This is a genomic window from Helcococcus ovis, from assembly GCF_004524775.2.
In the GTDB taxonomy this organism is placed as follows: domain Bacteria; phylum Bacillota; class Clostridia; order Tissierellales; family Peptoniphilaceae; genus Helcococcus; species Helcococcus ovis.
In genome coordinates this window covers 1,568,379-1,582,904 of sequence record NZ_CP119081.1, presented here as the reverse complement: position 1 = coordinate 1,582,904, position 14,526 = coordinate 1,568,379, and the positions used below count along the sequence as shown (strand labels likewise).

The 14,526-nt window shown below is 25.5% G+C and carries 8 protein-coding genes and 1 other annotated feature; of the genes, 7 read left to right on the top strand and 1 reads right to left on the bottom strand.

Annotation, left to right across the window (positions count from 1 at the left end; genetic code table 11):
• Positions 1-66 precede the first annotated feature (66 nt).
• From EQF90_RS07455 to pepF, 6 genes are all read left to right on the top strand, one after another.
• The gene (locus EQF90_RS07455; protein ID WP_134711999.1) at positions 67-1,098 is read left to right on the top strand and encodes a hypothetical protein; all 1,032 of its coding nucleotides are present in this window, start codon (positions 67-69) and stop codon (positions 1,096-1,098) included.
• Positions 1,099-1,134: 36 nt separating this feature from the next.
• Positions 1,135-1,382, top strand: a binding site (T-box leader).
• A gap of 77 nt (positions 1,383-1,459) precedes the next feature.
• Positions 1,460-3,010 carry an ABC transporter substrate-binding protein/permease gene (locus EQF90_RS07450; RefSeq protein ID WP_134711998.1) on the top strand — a complete coding sequence of 517 codons (1,551 nt, stop codon included), beginning with the start codon at positions 1,460-1,462 and terminating at the stop codon, positions 3,008-3,010.
• A 9-nt stretch (positions 3,011-3,019) separates the two neighbouring features.
• A complete protein-coding gene (locus tag EQF90_RS07445; RefSeq protein WP_134711997.1) occupies positions 3,020-3,745 on the top strand; it encodes an amino acid ABC transporter ATP-binding protein in 726 nt (241 codons plus the stop codon).
• 408 nt (positions 3,746-4,153) lie between these two features.
• A complete protein-coding gene (locus EQF90_RS07440; RefSeq protein WP_134711996.1) occupies positions 4,154-6,637 on the top strand; it encodes a YhgE/Pip domain-containing protein in 2,484 nt (827 codons plus the stop codon).
• Between the two features lie 20 nt (positions 6,638-6,657).
• Positions 6,658-7,218: a TetR/AcrR family transcriptional regulator gene (locus EQF90_RS07435; RefSeq protein ID WP_134711995.1), complete on the top strand. Its 561-nt coding sequence runs from the start codon at positions 6,658-6,660 to the stop codon at positions 7,216-7,218.
• A 244-nt stretch (positions 7,219-7,462) separates the two neighbouring features.
• Positions 7,463-9,265 (top strand): oligoendopeptidase F, encoded by a 1,803-nt coding sequence (gene pepF, locus EQF90_RS07430; protein WP_134711994.1) that lies wholly within the window; start codon positions 7,463-7,465, stop codon positions 9,263-9,265.
• A gap of 89 nt (positions 9,266-9,354) precedes the next feature.
• On the opposite strand, the gene EQF90_RS07425 is transcribed toward pepF, so the two are convergent.
• Positions 9,355-10,854 carry a helix-turn-helix domain-containing protein gene (locus EQF90_RS07425; protein WP_167604126.1) on the bottom strand — a complete coding sequence of 500 codons (1,500 nt, stop codon included), beginning with the start codon at positions 10,852-10,854 and terminating at the stop codon, positions 9,355-9,357.
• 443 nt (positions 10,855-11,297) lie between these two features.
• Here EQF90_RS07425 and EQF90_RS07420 point away from each other — a divergent pair, with 443 nt between their 5' ends.
• The gene (locus EQF90_RS07420) at positions 11,298-14,261 is read left to right on the top strand and encodes a YSIRK-type signal peptide-containing protein (protein WP_330167159.1); all 2,964 of its coding nucleotides are present in this window, start codon (positions 11,298-11,300) and stop codon (positions 14,259-14,261) included.
• Positions 14,262-14,526 lie beyond the last annotated feature (265 nt).

Sequence of the window (14,526 nt, the reverse complement as noted above, 5' to 3'; positions counted from 1 at the left end):
ACTATATCATAAATTTGTATGTTATAAAAATCATCAAATATATGTTATAATCATCATGAGGTGTTTATGAAAAGAGATGATAAAGATAAAATATTAATAGAAAAGAGAAATACAAGGTATAAAAAAAGAAATATAAAAATAAAATATAATTATAAAAAGCTTGTTATTTTTGGTTTTGTATTGTTATTTTTTATAATAATATTATTGCTTATTTTTACAAAGATATTTAGTTTAATTGGAAATCTAACAAGTAAATCTGCTATTAAAAATAGCAATAATCAAATCAAAGATAAAAATCTAATTTCAAATGATAGTAAATTAAAAAATGAAAATTCAAAAGTATTAATTAAAAAAATTGAAGATATTATGAAAAATTCAGAAAATGTATTGAAAACAGAAATTAAATCGTTTATTGATAATCAAAAATTGAAAAAACAAAATATTAATATTGGATATTTAAATTTAAAAGATAAAGATAAAAAGATTATAAAAATTAGTGAAACTAATTTAATACCTATGAATAACAACAACGTATTTATAATTTCAATGATTGCTGAGGATTTGTTTAAAGAAAAAAAATTGGATTATAGTATGAATATTGATATATCTAAATTTGTTGAAAAAGATGAAAAAACAATTATTACATTACAGCAATTAATCAGTGATATGATTATAAAAGGAGGAAATTGGAGAATAAATTTGGTTTTAGAAAAATTAAAGACTAATGTAAATGATTGGAAAACATATGCTAATAAAAAATATAAAATTTTAATCAACAAAGAAAATGAAATGAAAATTGAAGATATTTTTAAGATTTTAAATTTAGTTTTGAGTAAAAAAAACAATGAATTTATTTATCCATATACATATAATAATTTATCAAATTCAGCAGAACATTATGATAGTATATATAAAATTTATTTAAATAATTTTATGGGCTTTGTTGGAAGTTATGAATATGCTTATAATTTAGAATTGGGATTTATTTTAGGAGAAAAGCCATTTATGTTTTTGATACAAACGGATTATTCTGATTCAGGTATTCCTTCTGCTATAAGAGAGATTTTATTCAATTGGAATCAAAAATATAATAAATAGTTGACTTTTATAAAATAAATTGTTAATATATGTTTATTAAACGCAAAGATGAGAAGAGTATTTATATCCTCTTTATTTACAGAGAGTCTAGCAAGGTGAAAGTAGACAATAAATGGTATAAAGAATAAAGACTTTGAGCAGCGTTTCGGATACATTATTTGTTGATGAGGCGACGTGGTTTGCACGTTACAGCAAAGGAGTATGGTAGTACTTGCTAAGGTATATATTGTGAAATATATATAAATTTAGGTGGTAACACGGAGTTTATGCACTTCGTCCTAAGTCGAAAGACCGGACGAGGTGTTTTTTAGTTTAAATTGAATATCTATGTGAAATAAATAAATATATTTTTGGAGGGGAAATGAGAAAGAGAGTTTTTATATTATTGCTTTTATTTGCAACATTTTTGACAGTTATTCCATTTCAGAAAATAAATGCTGGTAATAAAAAAGTTTTAAGAGTAGGAATGGAAGCTGCATATGCTCCGTTTAATTGGACACAGAAAGATAACTCTAATGGTGCGATAAAAATTGAAGGATCAAATTCATTTGCAAATGGATATGATGTGCAAATTGCAAGAAAAATTGCAGATAAATTAGGAATGGATTTAGTAGTTGTAAAGACTGAGTGGGATGGATTACTTCCGTCTGTACAATCAGGGAAAATTGATGTAATTATTGCAGGAATGAGTCCAACTTCTGAAAGAAAGAAGGAATTAGATTTCACACAAAATTATTACGAATCAAAATTAGTTTTAGTTACAAAAAATGGTGGAAAATATTCAAATGCCAAAAATATTAATGAGTTAAAGGGGGCTAACGTTGTTGCCCAATTAAATACATTTCATGATACTGTAATAGATCAAATTCCAGGGGTAAATCATGGAAAGCCTATGACAGATTTTGCAGCGATGAGAGTTGCAGTTGAAAGTGGAAAAGTTGATGCTTATGTTGCTGAGAAACCTGAAGGAGTTTCAGCTGAAATATCAAATAAAGCATTCAAATATATTGAATTAAATCCCGGATTTAAGACAAATCCGGAAGATACATCAATTGCAATTGGAGTGAAAAAAAATTCTAAACTTCTTGCTCCTATAAATAAGGTTCTTGCTGAAATAAGTTTAGAAGAAAAAGAAAAGATAATGGATAAAGTTATTAAAATACAACTTGGAAAAGATAAAGAAGAAAGTATTTGGAATATTGCGATTAACAATAAGTCAGCTTTTATTTCAGGTACAATCAATACAATTGTAATTTCATTTATTGGTACAATTATTGGACTTTTTATAGGTATGCTTGTCGGTATAATTAAGACAATTCCAAAAGTAAAAAATGTGGTATTGAAAATTTTTGTAAATATAGCGAAATTATTCGTTAATATTTATGTTCAAGTTACAAGGGGAACACCAATGATGGTACAAGCTGTTTTATTCTATTACGGATTACAGTTATTTTATGATATAAATATGTCCCCTATGACGTCAGCATTCATAATAGTTTCTGTAAATACAGGAGCTTACATGGCAGAAGTTGTTAGAGCTGGGATAAATTCGATAGATAAAGGACAGGTTGAAGCTGCAAAAGCATTGGGGATGAATCATCTACAAACAATGGTTTATGTAATCCTGCCACAAGTTTTTAGAAATATAATTCCAAATGTTGGAAATGAATTTATCGTTAACATCAAGGATACATCTGTACTGAATGTAATCTCAGTACAAGAGCTATTCTTTTCGACAAAGTCAATTGCCGGAGCAAATTTTAAGTTTTTCCAAACATACTTTATAACATCATTAATATATTTAGTTTTAACATTGAGTATAACATCACTATTACACTTGCTTGAAAGATACTTAAGAGGAAATTCTTCATATAAGAAAATAGAACATGATGTATTAAGCAGTAGTAATTAGGAGGAATATATGGGTATATTAGAAGTTAGAAATATTCATAAATCATTCGGTGAGAATGAAGTATTAAAAGGTATAGATTTTTCCGTAAATGAAGGAGAAGTAATTACAATTATTGGTTCATCAGGATCTGGGAAGTCAACACTTTTAAGATGTTTAAATCTTTTAGAAGAACCAAATTCCGGAGAAATTTTTTTTGAAGGAAAAAATGTTTTAGATAAAAATGTAGATCAAAATAATCATAGAAAAAATTTGGGTATGGTATTTCAACAATTTAACTTATTTGATAATATGAATGTGTTGAAAAATTGCACAATAGGTCAAATAAGGGTATTGAAAAAAAGTCAGAAAGATGCAGAAGAAAAAGCGAAGTATTACTTAAATCTAGTAGGAATGCATGCTTTTCAAAACGCAAAACCATCTCAACTTTCTGGTGGACAAAAGCAAAGAGTTGCAATAGCAAGGGCTTTGGCAATGGAACCAAAAGTTTTATTATTTGATGAGCCGACATCAGCACTTGATCCGGAGATGGTTGGAGAAGTTTTAAATACGATGAAACAACTAGCTGATCTAGGATTTACAATGATAGTGGTAACTCATGAAATGGAGTTTGCGAGAAAAGTTTCAGACAGGGTAGTATTTATGGAAAAAGGAAAAATTTTGGAAGATTTACCAGCGGAAGAAATGTTCACAAATCCAAAATTTGAAAGAACAAGAGAATTCTTGAAATTAGTTTAATTAGAGAGAGATATGGACGAAGATTAACTGTTTATATCTCTTTTTTGTTTAGATTTGTTAAATGGGTAGTTATTTATAATAAAGATTTTTTAGTAGAAAATGGTATAACTTATTTTCTGATATATAACATACTTTATTTAAATAAATAATATATTATTTAAGGGAATGCTGTAAAATAATTAAAAATGTAATTTTATATGTTCAGCTTATAGGCAGTAGTTTAAAATAACTAAAAAAATTTATTTTATTCAAACCATTTTTTTTATAAAAAATAAAAAATATTTGACAAATTTACTAAAAGTATATAATATATTTAGTTGAATGAACATTCATTCAAGAAAAGAATGAAAATATTCATCAAATAAATATGGAGGTAAATAAAATTTAAATATTTTATAAAGTTTAATTATGAAGAAAAATTTTAGTAATAAAATGTTGGTGATTTCTATAATTGCTGTAATGTTTATTCCTTTTATATACTCAGCAATGTTTTCATTGTCTGTTTGGGATCCATATGGTAGAATTGATAGATTATCAGTAGCATTGGTAAATGAAGACAAGGGAACGATAAGTAATGGAAAAGAGATAAATATTGGTAAAAGTTTAGAAAATAAGCTTAAATCCGCTAAAAGTTTTAATTGGAGTTTTGTAAGTAAGGATGAAGCAAAGGAAGGAATTAAAAAAGAAAAATATTATATGGCATTATTTTTAGATGAAAATTTTTCTAAAGATTCTGTAAAGCTCCTTGATACAAACAGAAAAATTAAAATGAACTATATTACAAATCAAAGTAGGGATTATGTAGCAGATTTAATTACATCAAATGGGGTTAAGTCTATTTCTGAAAAATTAAATGATGAGATAACAAAAAAATATTTAGAAACAATCGCAGAAAAAATTGATGGAATAAAAGAAAGTATTGGAAAAGCTAAAGATGGTACTAAAAAGTTACATAATGGGTCTATTAAATTAGGTAATGGTTTAGTTCAATTAGTTGAGGGATTGTCAAAAGTTGCAGATGGTCATGATACTGTAATCGAAAAGGTTAAATTTGCTGAAGAAAAATACGGACAAATTTCGAGTGGATTAAATTTATTAAATTCTAAATATCAAGAGTTTAATAATGGACAATTAAAAATTAAAGATGGAATATATAAAGCTAAAGAAGGAACTACAAAATTAGTAAATAATGGACATAAAATTTCTGATGGATTAAATAAAATTCAAAGTGGATTGACAAATGTTGACTCTAAATTAAAATCATCTATTCAAGAATCTGGTAGTTCAGAAAATATTAAAAAATTAGCAAAACTTCAGGAGGGAAGTGGAAAAATTTCAAAAGGTATTAGTGATTTAGCTGAAGGGTCTGTTAAGCTAAATGATGCTATAAAGAAGATAAATCAAGGGATTCCTAGTGCAGAAATTTTAGAAAAATCTAAAAAAGATGTAAAAAATAAATCTATAGGTTTAAGTAATAGTGAAAAATTTGCCATAATTAGAGCTGTTAATAATGAAGTTAAGAAAATGAGTGACAATTTTTATAATGAGCTTAAATATGATAAAAGTTTCCTATCTTTGAAAAAGGATGAACAAAATAATATATTAGAAAAAGTTAAAAAAGTAGAAAATAATAATATTCAAAGTATTTTGGCAACAGCTCAAAAAGAAATTGGTAAAAAAATAAAGGAAAAATCAGAAGAACAGAAAACTAAAGTAATGGGCTTAATAGATGGGTTAATAAAAATTAGAGACGGACTGGATAAAGGGTTGGTACAAGGGACTGAAAAATTATCTAATGGATTAAGTGAACTAAATACGAAATATCCAGAATTTGATAATGGTGTAAGTCTACTTATTTCTAAAGTAAATGAATCAAAATTATCTATTGGAAAATTAGTTGATGGAATTTCTCAATTAAAAGAGGGCAGTACAAAAATAAATACTGGGTATAATAAATATCAGTCTGGAATAGAAGCTCTTGATAAAAGTATGGGAGAAATTTCAAATGGTGGAGATAAGTTAGTTGATGGAAGTTCAAAGATCCAAGATGGAATTCAAAAAATATCAGATGGGTCAGATAGATTTGGTAATGAGTTATTTTCAAAATTACAAACGGGATTTTCAGAATTATCAGAAGGGGATAAAAAAATTAAAGATGGAACTACTAAGCTAACTGATGGAAATACACAAATTTCGAATGGGTTAAATAAATTGCATAATGGATTAAAAGATGGAAAAGAAAAATTGGATAAATCTAATTTTTCATCAAAGTCATCAAATATTTTAACATCACCAATTTCATTGGAGAAACAGACAAATAAAGTTGCAAATTATGGAACAAGCTTCTTAGCATATCAACTTCCATTAGGATTATACTTAGCATCAATAGCATTAGTATTGGTATTCCCATTAATTAATAAAAATGGAACAAAGGGCATAATTGATAAATTGAAAGTATTGACAATACACGCTGTAGTTTCTGCAATAATTGCAGGAATCGGTTTGCAATATTTTGTTAAAGTACAAATTGCAAATCCATTGCTATTTTACTTATTGATTGTTATAATTTCATTAGCATATACTTATTTTATAGCATTTTTCACATATACAATGGGAGATGTCGGTAAATTTGTTGTGCTACTATTCTTTATATTACAATTATCCACCGCAGGAGGAACATTCCCAATAGAACTTTCAAATAGTATTTATGTATTTTTAAATAAACTAATTCCATTGACATATGCTATGAAAGGAATAACTTATACATTATTTACTTCTACAGGATTTGTTCACTATATAAATGCTGTAATTTACATGGGTGTAATGTTTATAATATTCCTAGTATTGATGATAATTGCTTATGTAAAGAATATTAGGAAAATAGAGGATTAATGTAAAAAAGGAGTTTTGACATGGCAGAAAAAAGGAATTCTATTATTGAGGCGACAATTGAATTATTTTCAGATAGGCATTATGATGGAATGACAATACCGATGATTGCAAAAAAAGCAAATATAGCTGTCGGTACAATGTATAATTATTTTGAAAATAAGGAATCTTTAATTAATGAAATATATCGTCAAATCTTTGAAAAATTAAATCAATATTTAATTGAAAATAGTGTAGAAACAGAAGATTATAAAGAAGAATTCAAGCTATGTTATAAAAATTTTTATGAATTTAGCATTGCAAATTCTAAGATAATATTATTTCTAAAATATAATAGTAATGCATATTACATTTCTGAGAAAAGCAAGGAAAGTAAACAAAAAATGGTTTTATTTTTAAATAATTTTATACAAAAGGGAATAAGACTAAATAAAGTAAAAAATATTTCTAAAGAATTATTTTTACCATTGATTTATGCACCTATAGAAATGATAGTAACGAATTATGTAAAAAAAGAAATAGATGATCCTAATAAATATTTTGAAGAAATGTTTGAAATAGTTTGGAATTCTATAAAAAAATAAAATTAAAACAGGGGTATTGCAAAATTTTTTTTAAGAAGTTATTTATTAAACTTTATAGGCATAAATATTTTAATTCTATTTGGTAAATAATTTATATATAGAATTTGGTTATTTATATGATTTATCAAATTGAATTTTTAATAAAATTGAAAGTTGTAACAAATTAATTTTTTGATTATTTTGTTACAGCTTTTATTTTTGTGATAAAATATAATAAAATATTGATAAAGAATAGGAGAAAATCATGAAAAGAGAAGATGCGAAAATTGAACAAACATGGGATATTTCTTTAATTTATAAATCAGTTGGAGAGTATGAACAACAATTAGAAAGATATAAAGATTTAATTTTGAAATTTATAGAAAATTATAAAGGGAAGATTAATTCATTAGAAATATTGAAATCATCAATAAGGGATATGATTGAATTTTCAGAAATTGCTTCAAAAATAAGTCACTATGCAACTTTACCGGTTGAAGCAAATACATTTGATGAAGAAGCCGAAAATAGAGCTAATGATTTAAATCAAATATTTGCGGAATATGGTGCAATGTTAAGCTTTTATGAAAGTGAAATTTTAGAATTAGATACAAAGATTTTAGAAGAAGCAAAGAAAGAAAAAGATTTTAAGGTATTTATTGAAGATATTTTAGAGCAAAAAGCACATACTTTAAGTCCTGATGTTGAAAAAGCATTGAAAAGTTTATCACCAATATTAAATTCACCATATAGATTATATGGTGAAACAAAGTTCAAAGATATAGAATTTCCGGATTTTGAAGCAAATGGGGAAAAGCATTCCTTATCATATAATAAATTTGAAGGAAGTTTAGAATATAGTAAGAATACAGAAATACGAAGAAATGCATTTGAAGCTTTTTCAAATACATTAAGAAAATATGAAAATACAACAGCTTCAGTATATAATACACAAGTTCAAAAAGAAAAAATTATTTCAAAATTAAGAGGGTATGATTCAGTTTTTGATTATTTATTAAGCAGCCAAAAAGTTTCTAAAGAATTATATAACAGACAAATGGATATAATTATGGAAGAGCTTGCTCCGCATATGAGAAAATACGCAAGTATATTAAAGAGAGTTCATAAATTAGATACTATAAAATATTCTGACTTAAAGATGGAAGTAGATCCAGATTATTCGAAAAAAGTTTCATACGAAGAAGCAGAAAAATATGTATTGGAGGGTTTGTCAATTCTTGGAGATGATTATTTAGCAATAATGAAAGAAGCTTTTGAAAATAGATGGATTGATTATGTTGATAGTGAAGGAAAATCAACAGGGGCATTTTGTGCATCACCATATGGCACAAATTCATATATTTTGATGTCATTTAATGAAAATATGTCGGATGTAATGACTTTAGCTCATGAATTAGGTCATGCTGGACATTTTCAATTAACACATAAACACCAAAGCATACTAAACTCTGAACCTTCTATGTATTTTGTTGAATCACCATCAACTACGAATGAATTAATTGTAGAAAATCATTTATTAAATGTTGCTGAAAAAGATAACGATTTAAGAATGAAGAGATGGGTATTATCTCAAATGGTTGCTAAAACATATTACCACAATTTTGTAACACATTTGTTGGAAGCATATTATCAAAGAGAAGTTTACAAATTAGTCGATGAAGGTAGACAAGTTAATGCTAAAATTTTAAATAAAATATTTAGAGAAACTCTAGAGAAATTCTGGGGAGATGCAGTAGAACTTGTAGAAGGATCAGAATTAACATGGATGAGACAACCCCACTATTACATGGGACTATATCCATACACATATTCAGCTGGATTGACAATTGGTACACAAGTTTCTAAAAAAATTAGAGCGGAAGGCAAAGAAGTTGCAAATAAATGGAAAGAGGTTTTAAAACTTGGAGGTTCTAAATCACCTCAGGAATTAGCACAGTTAGCAGGGGTTGATGTGTCAACAGATGCTCCATTAAAAGACACGGTAGCATATATTGGATCACTAATTTCAGAGATTGAAGAAATTTCAGTAAAATTAGGAGAAATTTAGGATATAAGAGCTTGCATAGAGTATAATCATATAAATTTTAGGGTTTATTCTTTAGCAAGCTCTTATTTTTATTTTATTATGTTTAATTTTTAATTTAATTTATTATGCTCTTCAAATCTCAATTTTATAATTTTTTTAATTATTTCTATTACTTCAAATTTCATTATATTCCCATTTATGTATAGAGTTTCAAATTTTTTTGATTTTGGTATATTGAAATCTGCTATAATTAATTCGTAATTTTTATCTTTTATATTTTTATAATATATATCATTATTATTAGATAAGTGCAAATCTAAAAAATTGGGGAATAAAATTTCAAGTTGATTTTTTAGTGAGATAGATTTTTTGTAATTAAATCTACTAATAACAAGGGTTTTAATTTTTTTATTATACTTGTAAAGTTGAGGTAATAAATTATCCCAAGTAGATATAACTGTATATATAAGGTATTCAATATGACATTTTTTTACTTCTCCTTTAATAATTAGTAAATATTTTTTTATAGTTTTTGAAAGTTCCTTCATAAATTCAGGAAATACAATTTGTAATTTTGAAATATATATATTATGTTTATCAAATACTATATAATTTGAATTAAAATTATCATATAAAAAAACATTAGCATTATGTATATATGTTATTAATTCATAAGGATTATTTAGTTTTAAATTAAATTTATCAGATAATTTATATGTTGATTCAAGTGCTTGATAAATTGAAAAATTAATAAGAGTATTTGATTTAGTCTTTTTTATTAAATCTAAAAAAGAAAAAGCAATATCTTTATGTAAGTAATAGTAAAATATATCCATTATATTTTCTTTTGTAAATTCAAGTTCAAACTCTTCAAATAAATTTTTTAATTCTGAGCAATTGTATGCTTCTTGCACTTTTATGGTGTTAAAGTTTTCCTTTATTAAATAAGGTAATACACAATGTCCAGATTTTAATCTTTCAATATGTATAGGATATAAAATAGTCATAATTTCGTTATCTATATATGGAAATTTTTTAACACCGATACTTTTTAAAAAAGTATTTTGCAATTTAATTATTTTTTCTTTATCATATTTTTCAAATGGCCATTCATTATAAGAATATTTTTCTCTAAATAAATGAAACAAAAATGTTCTTATATTGTCTTCATTTCCCTCAAATTGAAAAAGTTTTCTATTTATTTTAAAATCGTAAATTTTACTAACAGATTTATTAAATTTTTTTAGTGCTCTGTAAACAGTTGTTATACTGAAAAATTCATGTTTTGCTATATCATTTAATGTGTTAAAATCATTAAAAAATATCGCTTCAACTATTTTAAAAATAGAAGAGTTTTTTATTATACAACTAAAAAACATCTCTATATTTGCGTTTTTTTTATATTTAACTTCTATATCTGAATTATGAATATTAATATTTAATATTGCACTGTATTTTTGATTAATGGTATTAATATCATTTTTTAGTGTTTTTTCATCAATTTTTAGTTTTTTCATTAAAAATTTTTTATTTACTTTGTCAGAATAAATATTTAATGTCTTTATTAAATTTAAATTTCTTGTAATATTTTTGTTGAAAATACTTATCATTTTTAGTCTCATTTCTAGAAATTTTTTCAAAAATTTGGTTTATATTTTTTTTTAGAAAAAATTTCATGGTTAAAAATTTAATTATTTACTATAAATATTATATCATAAATATTTAATTTGATAAAAAAATATTTATCTACATTTTTTAGCCTTATTATTATAAATATTGCTTTAAACTATTGAAAAAATCTTCTTTTATAAAAAAATAATTTTTTAAATTTTAAATTTTTTTTATAAAAAAAAAAATTTAAACATTTGTAAATATTAAAACACATGTAATACAATGTAAAAAAATAAAGGATAACTTTAATTAAATTATTTTTTGTTTTGAGTAAGAAAGTAACAATAATTTATATACGAAAATATATAAGTTATAAACCGTATAATTAAAATTAAAATTTGAGGAGAAGAATTTATTTTAATTATAAAAAAGGGAGGTAATTGTGTATAATCGCAATAATTTAAATAAAAAATCAGAAATAGTCAGAAAGCCTATATATTCAATGCGTAAATTAAGCATTGGATTTGTGTCATGCATGTTAGGGGTTACAATTTTGTTTGGAGGAGTTTCAGTATTAAATACTGGACTGAATGTAGAGTCGGTTGTTATGGCTGAGTCTAATCAAGATTTTAGATTTGTTACACCAACTAAGATAGATAATCAAGAATTACCTGTTGTTTATTTTGTAAAAAATGAAGATAAATTAACATATGAAAAAGCAAGTAAAAGTACTAGGGTAGAAACACAAATTTTAAGTGAAAATAGAGCACCAAGTAAGAAAATTTTTAGAATACATCAAGGTAAATTTTATGAACAAGGAAGGAATAATGAATCAGCATATGAAATGAAAGCTTTGTTATATAGTAATACAAATTATAAGTTAGAATTTTCATATAAGGATAATAAAAATGGAACTATAGGTATAAAAGGGACTAAAAAAGTTGAAGGATCTAGCTATGGAAATAATACATCTGAAGGATACGAAAAAGGTAAAACTAATGATTATAATGTTAAAACTTATAAAATATTAACAGGAAATAGTAAAAATGATTTTCAAAAAGTAGCTAGTGAAAATGCAATATTTTACGGATATTTTAATAAAGGTAGAAAAGATAAAGGAAAGGATTTAGATATTTATATCGCCTATGCTCGTTTAGTTCCGGAAACACCAGTTTTAAATGTTCAAAATAATATAATAAAACTTCCTATAAGTAAATATAGTGGGATGTCACAAAAAGAAGTATTAAATTCTATTAGAAATCAGGAAATAACACCAAAATTGTCTACTAAAAATATTGGAGAAGGATTTGTAATTGATACTGCTAATAATAACAATCCTGTTCCATCAAAAATTAATGAAGAACAATTAGAAGATAAAACAATAAATAGTGTAAATGATACATTTGAAATACCATTAACGGCAGAAAAATGGGGTATAAATATACAAAATAAATTAAATATTTTATTTTATGATGATCTGAAAGATGATAAAGACTTGGGAGCAAAAACACCTGAAGAAAAAGTAGAAGTAAAAGAACTAGGTAAGTTGACAGAAGCTGAACAAGAAAAAGTAAGAGAAGCAATAATAAAAGCAAATCCAGAATTACAGTTAAGTACTGAAAATATTACAGTGGATGAACAAGGAAACACAGTAATAACAAAAGATGGAAAGACAACAAAAATCTTAGGAAAAGACTTAGTAACAAAATCAGCAGAAGAAGACAAAGAAAAATACCCGGTAGTAGAACCTGATAAAGTAAAAGTAAACAACAAAAAAGAACTAAGCAGTGAAGAAAAGAAAGAAGTAGAAGAAGCAGTAAAAGCAAGTAATCCAAAAGCAAAAACAGTAACTGTAAAAGAAAATGGAGATGTGGAAATAGAGTACGAAGATGGTTCAAAAAACAACTTATCAGGAGAAAAGACAGTAGTAGAAAAATCAGACAAAGAAAAATACCCAGTGGTAGAACCTGATAAAGTAAAAGTAAACAACAAAAAAGAACTAAGCAGTGAAGAAAAGAAAGAAGTAGAAGAAGCAGTAAAAGCAAGTAATCCAAAAGCAAAAACAGTAACTGTAAAAGAAAATGGAGATGTAGAAATAGAGTACGAAGATGGTTCAAAAAACAACTTATCAGGAGAAAAGACAGTAGTAGAAAAATCAGACAAAGAAAAATACCCAGTGGTAGAACCTGATAAAGTAAAAGTAAATAACAAAAAAGAACTAAGCAGTGAAGAAAAGAAAGAAGTAGAAGAAGCAGTAAGAGCAAGTAATCCAAAAGCAAAAACAGTAACTGTAAAAGAAAATGGAGATGTGGAAATAGAGTACGAAGATGGTTCAAAAAACAACTTATCAGGAGAAAAGACAGTAGTAGAAAAATCAGACAAAGAAAAATACCCAGTGGTAGAACCTGATAAAGTAAAAGTAAACAATCTTGAAAAATTAAGCGAAGAAGAAAAGAAAGAAGTAGAAGAAGCAGTAAGAGCAAGTAATCCAAAAGCAAAAACAGTAACTGTAAAAGAAAATGGAGATGTAGAAATAGAGTACGAAGATGGTTCAAAAAACAACTTATCAGGAGAAAAGACAGTAGTAGAAAAATCAGACAAAGAAAAATACCCGGTAGTAGAACCTGATAAAGTAAAAGTAAACAATCTTGAAAAATTAAGCGAAGAAGAAAAGAAAGAAGTAGAAGAAGCAGTAAAAGCAAGTAATCCAAAAGCAAAAACAGTAACTGTAAAAGAAAATGGAGATGTGGAAATAGAGTACGAAGATGGTTCAAAAAATAACTTATCAGGAGAAAAGACAGTAGTAGAAAAATCAGACAAAGAAAAATACCCGGTAGTAGAACCTGATAAAGTAAAAGTAAATAACAAAAAAGAACTAAGCAGTGAAGAAAAGAAAGAAGTAGAAGAAGCAGTAAGAGCAAGTAATCCAAAAGCAAAAACAGTAACTGTAAAAGAAAATGGAGATGTAGAAATAGAGTACGAAGATGGTTCAAAAAACAACTTATCAGGAGAAAAGACAGTAATAGAAAAAGAAAACAAAGACTTGGGAGCAAAAACACCTGAAGAAAAAGTAGAAGTAAAAGAACTAGGTAAGTTGACAAAAGCTGAACAAGAAAAAGTAAGAGAAGCAATAATAAAAGCAAATCCAGAATTACAGTTAAGTACTGAAAATATTACAGTGGATGAACAAGGAAACACAGTAATAACAAAAGATGGAAAGACAACAAAAATCTCAGGAAAAGACTTAGTATTTGAAAATGTTGTAACATATGAAATTGGAAACATAAATACAACTGTAAATTCTAATCCAAATCCAAATACAGGAGATTCATCAATATTTTCATCAATTGCTACATTAGTTACAGCAGCTGCTGCATTTGTAGGGATTAAAAAGAAAAAAGATTAATAGAAATATTTAAATATATTAAAATTAATTTTTATTTAATGATAGGCAAATAATGCTTATTAAATAATAGTGAAAAGATTAGAGATTGAAGGATTTCTAATCTTTTTGCGTATAAATGTTATAATGTTAGCATGATGGAGTAGTGTTTATAAAATATTGTAGAAAAGAGTCCAAATTTTTACTAGATATTAGGATTAAGTAATAAGTTTGTATTTTTAGTAGAATATTTTATTAATTACTTTTTTGTTAAATATTTGTATTTATA